Below are 15,909 nucleotides of genomic sequence, written 5' to 3' on the forward strand. Positions count from 1 at the left end.
ATATGGAGATTCATGTGGATAAAAATGTGGATCCTATAAACGGTTAATCACGCGTCTAGGGATTCCTGTTACTCTAGATGGTTGCCGAATAGACACGCCATCTATTTCTTTAATTCTGCTCAATACTTCATCCCTATCTACCTGGTTCAATTTCTGAATTAAACTACTGCTCGGGATGCCCATATTTCTTAATTGCTCCTGTAACTGCTGATCAGTTATCCTCGCACTTCCATTAATCTCAAGGCAATGATCTTTATTTTCCTTTTGCATAAATTCAACATACTGTTGAATGGCCTTCCGCCAATCATCAGAGAACAACTGTAAAGCTCGTTCTTTATCAATAAATGTTTCTTTTTCCTGCACATAGTCCTTACAGCTGGTCCATTTCCCATCCCACACACTTTTCACCAGACCTGCTTTAAGAGGGTTTTGGTGGATGTAGCGAAGCACAATAATAAAATAAGCAGGATCCTCAACAGTCTCACTTCTATACCTGCCCTGAAACAACGGACCACATCGATCATACTTCATGTTGTACCAGTAGATATAGCTTGAACTTATTCTCTTCAACACGAGTGACACCGGCTCCTCTTCTTCCTTTAGCAAGAGATGGACATGGTTATCCATTAAACAGTAACCATAGAGTTTATAGCCACTAACATCCTTATAACATCTAAGTGTCTCAAGAAATCGACTCCGATCTTCCTCCTCTTCAAAAATGGTCTGCTGATTGATCCCTCTCAACATAATGTGATAGACACCATTCAAGCTTTTCTTCCTTGGTCTTCGCGGCAAATAAAAATCACCTCGCTTTACCACGGGGACAGGTCCACCGGTTCATTTTACATGCGTAATAAAAGGATAAAATTAAGGAAAGAGAGTTAATGAAAATGAGGTTGCAATTCGAGGGTTGTTCATACTAATAATTCTATGTAGATCCTATAATTCCTTCAACCATTATGACAAAAGACAAACTTTTCAATAAAATACCACCAGATCATTCCAAGGGTTCACACCCCCTCACAACGTGTGCCAAGGGACCCGCCCCCACGGTACTTAAAAGCTAATTAAGAAAAAGTTCCCAATTTCTAATGATGAACATAAAAGGCACAAAAGGAATCCACTAGTTAGGAGGGGTATATGAGCAGTATCTAATGCCTTGATGATTGTTACTATACCGAAAATGACATTAAATATAGAAGCTAGAAGTACCAAGATTAATATAGGTGACCAATGGACGTCGTTAAGGGTTAATAAAGATATGACTCCTCCTATAAAAATGACCCACAAAGTTGAGTAGATTGTACCTTTCATCTGCAACTCCTTTTGAGATTTAGATTATAGCATAATACCTTTTGCCAACTTCATTGTAATAAATAAGCCACATCGTTAGGGCATAGGAAGCGCGGGTACGGTTCTAGTGCTTCATTAAAACCGAAAAAGTTCACTAAAAAAAGAAGCACAGGAACCGTCCCTGTGCTTCCCAAGAAGACCGAACACATTAGAATTTCACATGAGATGAAACCTGGGGATTATGTACTGATTATTAACAAATACAATTACGCTATACGCCAGATTACCAGTAATTACAATTATGATCACGAGACCGAAAGACATTACCGCGAGATTAAAAGTGTGAGTGAGGAACTTCCTTCTGTTACGCCTCTAGAAGGAAACTTAAAACAACTCCCAAAAGCTATACAAGCAAAATTAGGCCGAAGAACTACTACAAAACTGACTTATTATCATCAAACGTTATTTAATTTACCATAAAAGGAGAGGTATTAAATGAAAAATAGACAGTTATGGTTGGTGCGCCCAATCCCACGTGGTATTGATAAAATTTCTTATTTTATTAAGAACGAAATTATCCAAGTAGGTTGGAACGAAATCGGAGACCTAAGTCTGTGCCAAAACAGAGAGGATATTAGGGAAAATGTTAACCACCAAGGATTAAAACCACAAGATGCTAACTTAAAAGTAGGTCTACTCTACAATTTTCGCTTTCTGATGAAGGCAGGGGACTATTGCATCCTCCCTTATCAAGACCACTTCTATGTGGCAGAAATTACAGGTGATTATGATTACGAACCCCAATTAATGCTCCAGCAAAGAGCTGTGCGTTTTTTAAACGAAGGGCAACCACTCGGATTGAAAGAATCTCTTCCTGCTGTACTACAGAAATCTCTACGCTCTAGACTTGCTTTAGCAAACCTCACAGATCACATTGAACTTTTTTTATCCCACATCAATGAATCTAGTAGTCAAGTAGCTGTAAATACGAATGAAAAACTTCAAGCTCTATTACCTCGCTCACTTGATATTATAGAAGAAGGCTTAGAGAGTTCTGATGAACGAAATCGCTTATTAGCAGCCCTTGCCGTTACTTCTTCTCTAAAAAAATAAAGAATTAGAAGTTTTGTGATTAAAGGGGGCAAAGAGCATTGCCTCCTTTTCTATATTATTATTCAACTTACTAAATAAATTATGAACCACCTTCCTCTTAGTCAATTCACTATCCCCTCTCCTCGCCGTATTCCACTTCTGCCATCTTTTTGATCCACCGCGGGAAAAGAATGATCCACATGTGCTTACTTCCCAAATAGCAGTAGCTTTATTTGTGCCAGGGGACCCGTCCCCGTGGTACTTCCTACTCAGTTCTATCAACATTCCCAATATCAGAAAACAGATGAATTCAAAGAAAAATATAAAAAAAGAGCTTCAATCGAAGGAAAGAACGCTGAGCTCAAAAGGTTCCATGGCCTATCCCGTGCTAGGGGGTATGGTCTATTAAGTATGTCTAAACAATCGAAGTTAGCAGACATAGCAGTTAATATAAAAAGAATAGCAGCCCTAGTATCATAAGAAAACAGAGGATATAGAACAAAAATCCTCTGAAATGCTTCTTTTACTATAAAAAACCAAAATAAAAAGTAAAAATTAACCACATCTAGTTACTGCGCTTCCAGTAAAAGGGACTTTTTCACTGGTCCCGAACCGTCCCCGTTCTTCCTATGCTAGTGATGTATATTTAACCTTTTCCTTTGTTAAAGTCTTAAAAAAACATCTTAAACAAAACTTTTTTTGTTCCAACTCCTTTTTATATTTAGAGGTCATATCAGGTATGTCTATATTATTTGTTGGCTGCATTTGATACGATTCATTTATAGAAATCTCAGTTAATTCATTTCTTGGTATAAGTCTTTCACACTCAGAGCATATTCCCTGACTCAATCCTAAATTGCTAACACCATTTATACACGTAGCTTGTAAATTGTAATTAAAATATTTCTTAGAGGAGTATGTTTCATCTTCAGAACCGTATTCGGCTGAAAAGCAATAGCCGCCTGCACTGTTAAAGAATACTTCCCCTTTTTCAATAATGCTATATGTAAATTGACCAGATATTGAAAAATGTTCTAATGGATCAAATATTGTATCTTCGCATACCTGACACCTATCACGATCCAATACTAAATTTAAATTTGTCTCACCCAATCTATACATTATATGGAATTCTCTTAAAAATTCTTCTACTATACTTCTATCTTTAATTCTAATCATATTTTCCCAATGCTTTGTTTTAGATAACGAAGAACAATTATAAGATCCCACCCACAAGATATCATCTATAATGATAAATTTATGATGCATAAGTGAATTATACTTATGATTATTAGTACCCAAACTAACTGCGATCCCCATTCCTTTTAATTGGAGAAATACCTCTCTAGCTGAATTATCCTTTTCTTCATTTTTGACAATGTTAACCTCATTAAATATAGCAAGCTTTTGAGCATTACAAGCTAATACCTCCTTCAATAAATCATTATCAGTTATAAAAGACATAGCTATAAATAATCTTTCCTTCGAGTATTTAATATCTGTAGCAACTCTTTCAGCAATTTCATGAGAGCTTCCTGGTCTAGCAAAATACGCCTCAATTGTCATCGTTTATTCCTCCTATTCTTTTATAAGATAAAGACGAAACATTAAGTAACACTTGATATTTATGTACTATATTATAACCAATTTAGGTTTTAATACCCCCCAATAAGTTGTATACAACAAACACCAATTACAGTTTTGAGAAACACGAGGGCGGTCCAAAACCAGTGAAAAAGTACTTATTTTATAAAAGTGCTGCACACTTACCTCAAAATACAGATATAAAAAGAAGCAAACCATCTATATACAGTAGGTGATTTGCTTCTTCATTATGATTATTTGACTTTTTCACTGGTCCCGAACCGTACCCGTGCTTCTTACAATAATTCCTTCAACCATTATGACAAAAGACAAACCTTTCAATAACATACCACTAGACCATCGCAAAGGGTTCGATGTGTGCCAACGGCCCCGTCCCCGTGGTACTTCTGATATACCAATTATTCTACCATGCGTAGCGCAGAGACGGTTCTAGTGCTTCCTCTGAAACCATTGTTATTAGATTTCACCATATTTGCTAACTATTATTGAAAAAATGATTAAATTCCTCTGCAGTAAGGATTCTAATATCCTTTAAATTAACCACTTCCTCATATACCTCAATATTGATTCTAACCCTTCCCTCCAACGAATATCTGGCTAAAAAATCGTTAGTAATTTTACGTGCTTCTATGCCAGATAGATTCTCTTTTATTTCTATTGGATGTACTAATTCATCTGTTCCTTCTCCATGATGGATATATACATCATAATAATTTTCATCAATATAATGTTCGATATAGATGTCATAAAGTTTCATGCCATTCCCACTTTCAAAGATATGTTTATCCTCCCCCCGATATTATTATAAATAAGGATTTAATTCACGGGAGAGAAAGACATTTACACGCTTATAAATTGTTGAATTTCACCTTAATTTCTTAGTTATTTTATTTTGGGTTACTCACTGATATATTGAAGCGCGTGGATGTTTCTAGCGCTTCATTTAAACCGAAATATTCCCTTCAAAAAAAGAAGCAAGGGAACCGTCCACGCGAACCCTACATTTTCCATATGCCACTGCACTAGTGTGTTATGCCCACATTAATTTCATTAACTTAGGATATATTTGTTCTGCAGCATTTACTTCATGATTAAAAGTCGGGTGACTACATTGGGGTTAAAGTTTTCTTCAAACATTAATCCAGCTGAGATACTCACTCTAACATCTTCCTCATAAAACGTGTTAAATCTAAGACCCTATTCACTTCATTTAGCAGTTTATGTAAGGACTCTTTTTTCAATGGATCAGTAAAATTGGCTACATCAAAACCAAAAACATCAACCATATCTTCATTGGAATCAAAAGCAACAGCTAATACGATAGAGCCGTCATTTTCCATTTTATGTTCCGTTCTAAAGAAATGACTCCCATCTTGATTTTGACCTTCTTCCAACCCTTGTTCACTAATTAATCCCCTAAATTTGTTAATATTAGACACTTTCATCCCACCTTTATATACTGTTAAATTAAAAAATCTCTTATAAAGAATAAACCTAATATGTAATTCTTGTTGTGTATTTTCTGCGGAATCGATTAGTTTTCCTGCAACAGCTTTTGCTATATCAAAAAAACCATAATACTCCCCCTTATATAGAACAATCAATTCTACTATCCTTCCTCCTTGACAAATTGTTTTCCCTTGTTTTTTTAGTCTTCTTTGATTTTTATCTTAAAATTTTTTTAGTTACACCATCTCATCCCTAGGGAATATAACTCTGGTATCATAAATAAACAAAATTTCCATGAAAACCAGAAAATTTAACTATTAAACTGGAAACCTTATTTAGAGATCACTCAAAATATTGCTAAAGAGACAATGGGTGTAAACTCTAAAATAGAATTGGGAAGAAGCGTGGGCAAGGTTCTAGTGATTCACTAAAATCGAAAATTCACTAAAAAAGAAGCACAGGAACGGTCCCTTTAAGTATTACGCACTATCCTATGAATACTCATAATCCAAAAGTGGTTAGTGGATAAATATGTTAAAATAAAACTTACTGAATGATCAAAGGGGAGGCGATACGTTGGAAGGTTGTTTATCGTTTATATTTATAGTCATTATGCTGTTCGTAGTTGGTTATTCGGGAAATAAAATTAATTTATTGCTAAATGTTCCTAATGACTATTATATTGTTAAATACTTATCCATAATGGCTTTGCCTCTAGCTATATATATAGGCTATGGTATCTACAAATATGTAAAAAACAATAGACCCGAATTCGAAGGAGTTATTCAATATCCATTCAGAGAGGCAGCTGGTGAAGTGAACTTTAGACAACTAATAGGACATAGTAGTAAAATTTATAAACTAACTTTAAATAAAGATGAAGGGTATATAGAGGTCGGAGGGAAATTGACTATTCCTTTTAAAAGTGTAATTGGGAGCTGGAGAATTACATACGATGAACCCAAAATAGAGACATTGGTAATAGATTTCTCGGATTTTAATGGGTCCACGAAAACTGTTACCTTATATTCTCCAAACAGGATGAATGAGGTAAATGATATATTTTTGGGGGCTGATAAGAAGATTAATAACTTAATACAAAAAGAGGACAATGAAGAACTTAACTCTAATCTGAATACTGTTATAAACTTTACTAATAAATACGGTTATATAGGATTAAATGAAGGTCGGGAAAGAATGAAGGAATATACGCTTGACTACGAAAGAAGGTCTAGAGTACCAATCCATATACTAAGTGAAAGCTCCGCTAAATACGATGTTAATAATATCGCAATGAGGAATGAAATTCGATGTGAAATTAAAGAATTGGAATCTTCTTTCTCACTTATTGTTGCTGAAGCAGGAATACTCATAACAAATGTATTTGTATCAGAAGATGATAAAACCATTTATAAGTGCTTATATAACTCTTTTAATCGCAACTGATATCACGATGGAACTTGGAAGGTCCATGTTTTGGCTATGGTGGAAGTGGTAGCAAAATTTATGAGTGAGACGGCCAAAAAGCTTGACTTTGAAGAAGAAATAGCTTTATTACAGAATAAGCATGAAAAAGAAAAAATATATAGTGAAAAATACTATGATGATTTAAATAATTTATGAAAAAGCGGATATATGCTGTAGGTTTCTTATAAAGATTTCATTTTATGCGATTCTCTCTGGGAGCAAGAGAACCACTGGAATAAGAGAAAATGTCTTTTCAACGAGAAGGAGCAACTCAACTAAAATTTGTTCTACTCCTTCTAAGAAGCGCAGGGAGGGACGGTTCTAGCGCTTCCTTCGATACAATAAACTCAACTAAAAAAGAAGCACGGGAACCGTCCCTGTGCTTCCTGAACGGAAAATCCTCGTTGCTCCTTGTAAGCTTGGAATTCTTCAGTGAAGATAATATCTCCACCATTTTCACTTACGGTCATTAACTTCTCCTGGTCATAAACAATCTCTTCTGTTCTTCCTCCATAAAACTCAAAGGCGTTCTCATGAGAACGCAAAACATCACGTGTAGTAAAAGGGGGCTCTTGCCACTCTGCATACTTATATCGCGAATGTGAAAGAACAAAGGCTATGACATAAGCTTTGTCCCACTTCCCATTTGCCTTTTCAACTTTCGCTTCCCCAAAGTCCACCTGTAACTGGTGACCTGGGGGTAATTCCTCAACTTCTTCGTACGTACGATAGGTCAACATTTTCGGTATGTATGCTTTTCTCTCAACTCCCTCACATACGTTCGGACAGTGCTTTCTCCTACATCTGAGAAAGAACATCGTTCTTCCAACCAGTATGAAATCTGGGAAGCTGATAGATCCGGGTGTTCTCTCAACCATGAGAGGATTTGTTTCTGGTAAGGATCTAGTTTTCTTGATCTAGTTTTCAAAATCTCCACCCACTCCAATGCTTCTTCAAAATCTCTTTCTAAGTATTCATAGACTGTTGTTCTAGATAGGTTGCACTTCCGTGTAATAGCTGCCACTTTAAATCCTTGCCTTTTTAATTGATGTACCTCAACGATGGTTTCTAATTTACTCACCTTCCTGATCCTCCACTTCATCCGTTAAATCCATGCTTTCTTATTTTAACGGATGGGAGGTCATTAGTGATCAAACAGTTTCCAATTCTGTCGAGCGAAAAAGGGTGCAAAGAGCATCGCCTCCTTTTCTATAGCATTATTCAACTTACTAAATAAATTATTAACCACCTTCCTCTTAGTCAATTCACTATCCCCTCTCCTCGCCGTATTCCACTTCTGCCTTCTTTTTGATCCACCGCGGGAAAAAAATGACCCACATGTGCTTACTTCCCAAATAGCAGTAGCTTTATTTGTACCAAGGGACCCGTCCCCGTGGTACTTACGGTAGATTAGCTATATACGATAAAGATGATATTACTAAATATACAATGGCAGTAAGCAATGAAAAAATATATGAAATCATACTTAAATATCCTCCAAGATTGTTACGGTTAAAAATTACTGCGATGTTTATTGATTTAGAAGAGGGCAAAATTATAGATGAACAGATATTAAATGCATAAAAATTAAGCATGACAAATATACCCGCCGAGCCAAAATGAGCCCCGCGGGTAATTTTCAAATCAAAATTCTTTATTATTCTTTTCAAATCGCCAAGCGTCCAGACACAAAGCAATAAAGTCACGCCTTTGCCATCTAATCCATTTCTCGTATTGCATGAAGCTACTATTTCGTTGAATAACCATTAGGATTATTTCTGTGCCAATTCCATGCATCAGTAATTATTTTCTCTAATGAATCAAACTGAGGTTTCCACCCCAAAATACTTTTTGCTTTCTCTGAAGAAGCAATTAAGACAGCTGGATCACCAGCTCTTCTTTCTTTCACTTCCGCTGGAATTGGATGTTTCGTTACCTGTCTTGCTACATCAATCACTTGTTTAACTGAATAGCCATTTCCATTACCAAGATTAAAGATTTCACTTGGATTATCATTTCTTAAATACTCTAATGCTAAATAATGTGCTGATGCTAAATCCATTACATGAATATAGTCCCTTACACATGTCCCATCTTCCGTAGGATAATTGTCACCGTACATATAAATTTTATTTCTTTGACCAAGTGGAACTTGTAAAACTAATGGAATTAAATGAGTCTCCGGGTCATGATGTTCTCCAATTCGTGCACTCTCATGAGCTCCTGCAGCGTTAAAATACCTTAAAGAAACAAATTTAATACCGTAACCTTGATCAAACCATTTCATCATTTTTTCCATAGCTAATTTTGTTTCGCCATATGTATTCGTTGGATTATTTTCATCTTTTTCAAGAATAGGAATGTTCCTCGGCTCCCCATAGGTAGCTGCCGTTGAAGAGAAAACAATTTTGCTTACGTTATTTTCTTTCATTACATCTAATAAGCACATCATTCCATAAACATTGTTATCATAATACTCAAACGGCTTAGTCATACTCTCACCGACTAAGGAATTAGCAGCAAAGTGAATTACCGCTTCAACGTTATGTGATTTAAAAACTTTGTCTAACTCCTCTTTATCTCTAAGATCAATATGATAGAGTTGTTCTTTATTAATTGATTGTCTATGACCGCTCTGTAAATTATCGACAACAACAACATCTTCATTCTGACCTAGGAAATATCGTACTGTATGAGAACCAATATACCCTGCTCCACCAGTTATTAAGATAGTCACTATGTCAACCTCCTTTCATTAGAATTTTAATCATTAAATGTTAGAGAGTATACTGCTTCTCAAAATAGTTCTGGTATTCCCCACTAATAATTTTCTCCCACCACTCTTTATTATCAAGATACCATTGAATAGTTTGGGAAATTCCTGTCTCAAATGTGTAACTAGGCTTCCAACCTAGATTTTCAAGTTTAGTAGGATCTATTGCATAACGTTTATCATGACCTAGTCGATCTTTAACAAACTCAATTAACTCTTCAGCTTTACCTAAAAGTTTTATTATCGTTTTAACTACTTCTAAGTTGGTCCGTTCATTATGACCACCTACGTTATAAACCTCACCATTAACCCCTTCATGTAGTACTAAATCAATCGCTGCACAGTGATCAATTACATGTAACCAATCACGAATGTTTTTCCCATCACCATAAACAGGAACCTTTTGATCTTTTAAGACACGTGAAATGGTTAATGGAATTAATTTTTCAGGAAAGTGATAGGGACCATAATTATTAGAGCAACGAGTGATGTTTACAGGTAATCCATATGTTTCGTGATAGGATCTAACTAATAAATCAGATGACGCCTTGCTTGCACTATAAGGGCTATTGGGTTGTAATGGTGTCTCTTCTGTGAAGAATGTAGTTGCATCAAAATCTAGCTCTCCATATACTTCATCTGTTGAAACATGTACAAATTTTGTAACATCAACGGCTCTTGATGCATCTAATAATACTTGTGTGCCGACTACATTCGTTTGCACAAATACCCCTGGATCTGTAATGGAACGGTCAACATGACTTTCTGCAGCAAAATGAACAACGTAATCAAATTTTTCCTTTTCAAAAAGTGCTATAATTTTTTCACGTTCAGCTATATCCGCTTTTACAAAATAATAATTTTCTTTTGTTTCAATATGCTTGTGCTTTGTTAAATCACCAGCATAGGTTAGTAAATCTAAATTATAAATGTCACATTGTCGATACTTGTCCACCATATATTGAACAAAGTTACCGCCGATAAATCCGGCACCACCTGTAACAAGAATTTTTTTTCGTTCCACTTATTTCACCTCTTGTGCTAATTCATTTAAATAATGTTTTAAGGCTTCCTGCCACTTTGGTAGACGCTTAAATCCATTATCAATTAGCTTTTGCTTTGACATACGTGAGTTTTTTGGCCTAACAGCACGTGTAGGATACTCTTCTGTTGAGGTTACGTTTACTTTAATATCTTTATTGGCTTGTTGAAAGATTTCAGAAGCCAACTCTGCCCATGTACAAAATCCCTCGTTTGATGCAAGGTAGACACCATACCTTTCCGTTTGGATCATATCGATTAATAAACGTGCTAAATCAAATGTATACGTTGGTGAACCATATTGGTCGCCGACAACATTTATTTCATTTCGAGTTTCAGATAATCGAAGCATGGTTTTTATAAAATTATGTCCGTTGATTCCGAAAACCCATGAAATACGAACGATAAAATGCTCTTCGAGCAAATCTCTTACAACTTTTTCTCCTTCATATTTCGTTAAACCATAATAACCAACAGGATCGGGTTTATCAACTTCTTTAAATGACTCCTCACCTTTACCATCAAAAACATAATCAGTACTTATATACATCAACTTTGTATTAACTTTCTTAGCTGCTGTAGTAATAAATTTTGTACCTAATACATTTACATTCCAGCATGTTTCTTTATCATCCTCTGCCTTATCAACTGCTGTATATGCAGCACAATGGATGATCACATCTGGATTTGTTTCTTGTACATATTGATATACTTGCGCTTCATTAGTAATGTCTACATCTTCCCTGCCAATTCCTATCATATTTAATCCACGTTTTTTACCTTCTTGTACAACATCAAAACCAAGTTGACCAGTATAACCAGTTACTAAAACCTTCATATTACACTACTCTCCATAATTAAAGTTATTTTCAGCATCTTTTAATAGAGGTGCCTTTTGATCTTTTTCTGACAGAATAGGAGTTATATCACTTGGCCACTCAATACCAATTTTAGGATCATTCCAGATAATACCTCGATCATTTTCTGTTGAGTAAAGCTCATCTACTTTATACTGTACCTCAACATTATCTGTTAAAGTTATAAACGCATGTGCAAAGCCTTTTGGCACTAATAATTGTTTTTTATTTTCTTCAGTTAATTTAATCCCAAACCATTCACCGAAAGAAGGGCTATTTTTTCTGATATCAACAGCAACATCAAAAATAGCCCCTTGTGTGCAACGTACTAGCTTTGTCTGCGCTTTAGGGTTTAATTGATAATGCAGTCCTCTTAATGTACCTTTAGCTGCAGAAAATGAATGATTATCCTGAACAAAATTCAACTCTATTCCAGACCCTGAGAATTTTACATCACTGTATGTTTCCATAAACCAACCTCGATGATCACCATGGACCTTTGGTTCAATAACTAATACGCCCTCTAAATACGTTCCAATAACCTTCATATTTCACCTCTCATGATTAGTACTTTATTTCTCCATTGGCAACTTTTAATAGATATTGGCCGTATCCCGTTTTAGAAAATAGCTCACCAGATTGAATTAACTTTTCTTTACCAATCCAGCCATTAATATATGCTATTTCTTCAGGTGCAGCAATTTTTATACCTTGATGCCCTTCTACAGTTTTAACAAAGTTAGTTGCCGCAACTAAACTTTGGTGAGTGCCAGTATCCAGCCATGTATATCCACGACCTAAAAGTTCAACATTAAGTTCTCCAGTATTTAAATAGGCCTCATTAACAGATGTAATTTCTAATTCACCACGTTCAGAGGGTTTAATTCCTTTAGCAATCTCTACAACACGGTTATCATAAAAATAAAGGCCGGTAATAGCATAATTTGATTTTGGAAATTTTGGTTTTTCTTCTACACTGATTACTTTGCCTTCCGCATCAAATTCTACAACTCCGAAACGTTCCGGATCTTGTACGTGATAACCAAACACAGTTGCTCCAAATTCTTTGTTTGCTGCTCGTTGAAGCATTATCCTCATGCCACTACCATAATAAATATTATCACCCAATATCATGGCTACAGAATCTTGACCAATAAATTCCTTGCCAATTAAAAAGGCCTGGGCTAAACCATCAGGACTTGGTTGAACTTTATATTGAAGCGAGATACCAAATTGAGAACCATCCCCTAATAAACTTTCAAAACGAGGAGTATCTTCTGGAGTCGATATAATTAAAATTTCATTTATTCCCGCTAACATTAAGGTTGATAATGGATAGTAAATCATAGGTTTGTCATAAATCGGCAACAGCTGTTTGCTGGTTACCATTGTTAATGGGTACAAACGAGTTCCACTACCACCAGCTAAAATAATGCCTTTCATAAATAACCTCCTCATTAGAATCATTTATTATTAATTAAGTGTCTTAAAGCATCTTTACCTTTTTTATCATAAATAAATCCCTAATTTTTAGGTAATAATCTAATATAAATTCCATTAATCCCTATTAATAATCAATTTCAGCCAACGTTTTATATACTTAATATTCAATAATAATATTAAGCCAAATAAAATATAGTTAATTACTACCAAACTGAAATACAGGCATACAATTTGTAATAAAATAAAAGTTAATGAACTTACCATTGTCATCCAGTCTACTTTTATTTGCACAAAATGGCGTGTTTCACTCATCCTTATTATCCAAACAACCAAAAAGCTTAACATAGTTGCAATACTTGCACCATTTATTCCATATTGAGGAATCAGTAAGAAATTCAAAACAATATTAACAACTGCCCCATAAATTGAGGTCTTAAAAATCCCTGAAGTCTTCATATTTGCTAAATAGTTCATCCCAATAAACATAGAAAAATTAGAAAAAAGAAGTGACAATAAAAGAAATGGGACATATCTCCACACACTACCATAACTTTCCGCCAAAAAGTAATCTACTATTATCTTTAAAAAACATAAAATCATACTAATAATTATCAAAAGAAATGATGATAAGTTGTTAAATACATTACTATAAAAAATATTTTTTTCACGGCTATCTTTCTCTTCAATCGCTGAGATTTGCCAAGCCTGAATGAAAACCGCGGACACTATATTTAATATACTGGGAATTTTAGATGCAACAGCATAAATTCCATTACCCGATAATCCTATAAAATAACTAATAAAAAATCGATCAGAAAGATTCATTACCCACCACATAAGTTGATTGGGTATTAGAGGAAAGCTATATATCATCATACTCTTTAATATATTCATATTAAATTTCGTCAAATTTACAGTTTTTAAAACACCGGCAAATATCATAATAAACATTACACTGAACATATATGCAAGTAACTGTGCAAAAAAATAAGCATATAAAACATTAAGATTCATATTGAAGAATACAAGAGTAAAAATAAGCATTAGAAAAGACAAGATAATACTATTTAATGAATAAATAATATTCTTTTGTAACCCCTTAATATATTGCGATAAAAATATATTTATCATTTGGAAAATCAATACAAACATTATTAAAAATAGATAATCAACCTGAATAATATTGCCAATAATAACACCTATTAATAATAAAATTACTGATGACACAATTATAGTGACGAATCCTGTATTAAAAATTACTATATGGTTATTTTTATTATCAAGAGCAAAACGCAATGCTGCTTCAGATATACAGAAAGATACAGTAGGAATGGCTAAAGTTATTATAGTAGTAATTAGATCCACATATCCGTATTGTTCTGTACTAAGGTAAAACGTATATATGGGTATTAATATAAACAAAATTAATTTACTACCAATATTGCCTATCCCAAAAATCACAGTATTTATAAGTAACTTTTTAGTCTTTGTCATTAAATAAGCACCTATTCTCGTTGAAAGAACGAAATCTATATTAGGCATGTAAGGCTTAGTGTTTAAGTATAAACTAAATCTCTATAACCCTCTTTTTTCGATCCCATCTACTATTTAAGTCGATAGTTTTTTGACAATGCAAAAATCAGTAATATAGTATTTTTATAGGCTAAATCCTAACTAAACTTCCTTCGTTTATTTTAAATACCATTTTACATAACCATTGGTTTTAAAAACCTAAATAATGTGGCAACCTACTTACTTCTTAATTTAATTTGCATTTTTAATAATTATAATCGCTTATCGAAAAATAAAAAGGCAACAATTTATTGGGAATATAAGCTTAGATACCTATTTGCCATTTCCTCACATTTGAAGAAATTAGTATTGTCAATTTCTAAATTATTTTTGTTCTTTATTTTTTTTAATGGGTTTATTAGTCCATCATTTTCTCTTAAGTCAAAAGTCTCACATGAATTTACATATAACTGTTTAATTTCATTATGGATTGGAATTTCTGATACTATGCAATAAATATTATTTACAAGTGCTTCGACAAAAGATAAATGGAATGATTCAGTTCTTGACGCTGATATATAATAGTGTGCATTATTAAATATTTCCTCCTTATCCTCAACAAAGCCCATAAACGCAATATTAGAATACTTATTGTACTTATTCTTTAATTCTATAAAATCTTTTCCAACTCCATATATCTTAAGCCTGTATCTATGTTGCTTCCCAAAAACATTTACAAAAGATTGAATTGCAAATTCATTATTTTTTAATTCTGTTAGTTCATCAACCATAATAAAAGTAATTTCACCAGAATGATCAATTATATTGGTTTTTGTAGTATATCTCTCTACAGAATTATAAACTGCAAAAGTGTTGGTCAAAGAATATTTTTCATCTAAATATTCTTTAAGACTATATGAAACGCATATCACCTTATTATAATTTTTGATTGAAGATAAAAATAACCTTTCCATGACAAAACCTAATAATTTGCCGTGTCTATATTTAAAATCAGAATTAAAATAATTATGAACGGTTACATATTTTTCAACATATTTAATAGAAGAAATTAATAAAGTACTTCTAAAGCAGAAAGCATGTAGTAAATCAGGGCGTATGCTTACAAGAACTTCTTTAACTTTCTTATGGTATTTGTAAAAATTGAATCTACTTATATTATCCAATGAAAAGATTTTAACCCCAAGATATTTAAAATCATCAACCATTGATAGAGATGTTTCCGAGCTTAGAGTAATTATATATATATCCAAACCTTTCTTTTTTGATAGCTCTTTAACCAGGTCATACAACACAAAAACAGGACCACATTTTTTTAAATTAGATATAACATATACTATCTTCATTTTATAACCTACC

Annotated in this window: 18 protein-coding genes and 1 pseudogene; 6 read left to right on the forward strand and 13 right to left on the reverse strand. The window is 33.8% G+C overall.

From position 1 onward, the window contains the following. Window positions 1–33: 33 nt before the first annotated feature. Window positions 34–768 (reverse strand): transposase, encoded by a 735-nt coding sequence (locus tag QNI29_RS19040; RefSeq protein WP_231417819.1) that lies wholly within the window; start codon window positions 766–768, stop codon window positions 34–36. 708 nt (window positions 769–1,476) lie between these two features. On the opposite strand from QNI29_RS19040, the gene QNI29_RS19045 reads away from it, so the two are divergent. The 3 genes and pseudogenes from QNI29_RS19045 to QNI29_RS19055 form a co-directional block, all read left to right on the forward strand. After that, on the forward strand, window positions 1,477–1,773 hold the full coding sequence (locus QNI29_RS19045; RefSeq protein ID WP_284526593.1) for a hypothetical protein: 297 nt from the start codon (window positions 1,477–1,479) through the stop codon (window positions 1,771–1,773). Window positions 1,774–1,788: 15 nt separating this feature from the next. Continuing rightward, window positions 1,789–2,406 (forward strand): hypothetical protein, encoded by a 618-nt coding sequence (locus QNI29_RS19050; protein WP_231417817.1) that lies wholly within the window; start codon window positions 1,789–1,791, stop codon window positions 2,404–2,406. A 246-nt stretch (window positions 2,407–2,652) separates the two neighbouring features. Continuing rightward, window positions 2,653–2,862 (forward strand): annotated as a pseudogene (locus QNI29_RS19055) (transposase); the annotation flags it as partial. A gap of 150 nt (window positions 2,863–3,012) precedes the next feature. Here QNI29_RS19055 and QNI29_RS19060 read toward each other — a convergent pair. The 3 genes from QNI29_RS19060 to QNI29_RS19070 form a co-directional block, all read right to left on the reverse strand. Next, window positions 3,013–3,951 (reverse strand): phospholipase D-like domain-containing protein, encoded by a 939-nt coding sequence (locus QNI29_RS19060; protein WP_231417816.1) that lies wholly within the window; start codon window positions 3,949–3,951, stop codon window positions 3,013–3,015. 514 nt (window positions 3,952–4,465) lie between these two features. Beyond that, window positions 4,466–4,747 (reverse strand): hypothetical protein, encoded by a 282-nt coding sequence (locus tag QNI29_RS19065; RefSeq protein ID WP_231417815.1) that lies wholly within the window; start codon window positions 4,745–4,747, stop codon window positions 4,466–4,468. Window positions 4,748–5,144: 397 nt separating this feature from the next. After that, window positions 5,145–5,594, reverse strand: a complete 450-nt coding sequence (locus QNI29_RS19070) for a hypothetical protein (protein ID WP_231417814.1) — start codon at window positions 5,592–5,594, stop codon at window positions 5,145–5,147. 421 nt (window positions 5,595–6,015) lie between these two features. Between QNI29_RS19070 and QNI29_RS19075 the strand changes: the two genes are divergently transcribed. Continuing rightward, the gene (locus tag QNI29_RS19075) at window positions 6,016–6,885 is read left to right on the forward strand and encodes a hypothetical protein (RefSeq protein ID WP_231417813.1); all 870 of its coding nucleotides are present in this window, start codon (window positions 6,016–6,018) and stop codon (window positions 6,883–6,885) included. 30 nt (window positions 6,886–6,915) lie between these two features. Beyond that, entirely contained in the window at window positions 6,916–7,062 is a 147-nt protein-coding gene (locus tag QNI29_RS19080) for a hypothetical protein (RefSeq protein WP_231417812.1), read from the forward strand. A gap of 191 nt (window positions 7,063–7,253) precedes the next feature. Here the strand turns inward: QNI29_RS19080 and QNI29_RS19085 are convergent, their stop codons facing one another. Together QNI29_RS19085 and QNI29_RS19090 are read right to left on the reverse strand one after the other, a co-directional pair. Next, window positions 7,254–7,646: a DDE-type integrase/transposase/recombinase gene (locus QNI29_RS19085; RefSeq protein ID WP_231417811.1), complete on the reverse strand. Its 393-nt coding sequence runs from the start codon at window positions 7,644–7,646 to the stop codon at window positions 7,254–7,256. Further along, on the reverse strand, window positions 7,640–7,987 hold the full coding sequence (locus tag QNI29_RS19090; protein ID WP_231417810.1) for a terminase gpP N-terminus-related DNA-binding protein: 348 nt from the start codon (window positions 7,985–7,987) through the stop codon (window positions 7,640–7,642). Before QNI29_RS19090 ends, QNI29_RS19085 begins: the two co-directional genes overlap by 7 nt. A 368-nt stretch (window positions 7,988–8,355) precedes the next feature. On the opposite strand from QNI29_RS19090, the gene QNI29_RS19095 reads away from it, so the two are divergent. Beyond that, window positions 8,356–8,490, forward strand: coding sequence for a hypothetical protein (locus tag QNI29_RS19095; RefSeq protein ID WP_255688479.1), 135 nt, complete (start codon window positions 8,356–8,358; stop codon window positions 8,488–8,490). A gap of 163 nt (window positions 8,491–8,653) precedes the next feature. Here QNI29_RS19095 and galE read toward each other — a convergent pair whose 3' ends face one another. From galE to QNI29_RS19130, 7 genes are all read right to left on the reverse strand, one after another. Then, window positions 8,654–9,643 (reverse strand): UDP-glucose 4-epimerase GalE, encoded by a 990-nt coding sequence (gene galE / locus QNI29_RS19100; protein WP_231417809.1) that lies wholly within the window; start codon window positions 9,641–9,643, stop codon window positions 8,654–8,656. Between the two features lie 40 nt (window positions 9,644–9,683). Next, entirely contained in the window at window positions 9,684–10,703 is a 1,020-nt protein-coding gene (gene rfbB, locus QNI29_RS19105; RefSeq protein WP_231417808.1) for a dTDP-glucose 4,6-dehydratase, read from the reverse strand. Then, the gene (rfbD, locus tag QNI29_RS19110) at window positions 10,704–11,558 is read right to left on the reverse strand and encodes a dTDP-4-dehydrorhamnose reductase (RefSeq protein WP_231417807.1); all 855 of its coding nucleotides are present in this window, start codon (window positions 11,556–11,558) and stop codon (window positions 10,704–10,706) included. 6 nt (window positions 11,559–11,564) lie between these two features. Beyond that, on the reverse strand, window positions 11,565–12,125 hold the full coding sequence (gene rfbC, locus QNI29_RS19115; protein ID WP_231417806.1) for a dTDP-4-dehydrorhamnose 3,5-epimerase: 561 nt from the start codon (window positions 12,123–12,125) through the stop codon (window positions 11,565–11,567). A gap of 16 nt (window positions 12,126–12,141) precedes the next feature. After that, window positions 12,142–13,020: a glucose-1-phosphate thymidylyltransferase RfbA gene (gene rfbA, locus QNI29_RS19120; protein ID WP_231417805.1), complete on the reverse strand. Its 879-nt coding sequence runs from the start codon at window positions 13,018–13,020 to the stop codon at window positions 12,142–12,144. Between the two features lie 114 nt (window positions 13,021–13,134). Next, complete coding sequence (locus QNI29_RS19125) at window positions 13,135–14,514, reverse strand: oligosaccharide flippase family protein (RefSeq protein ID WP_231417804.1); 1,380 nt, start codon at window positions 14,512–14,514, stop codon at window positions 13,135–13,137. A gap of 326 nt (window positions 14,515–14,840) precedes the next feature. Then, entirely contained in the window at window positions 14,841–15,896 is a 1,056-nt protein-coding gene (locus QNI29_RS19130) for a glycosyltransferase (protein WP_231417803.1), read from the reverse strand. Between the last annotated feature and the right edge of the window lie 13 nt (window positions 15,897–15,909).

It is taken from the genome of Pontibacillus chungwhensis (genome assembly GCF_030166655.1).
Classification (GTDB): Bacteria; Bacillota; Bacilli; order Bacillales; family BH030062; genus Pontibacillus.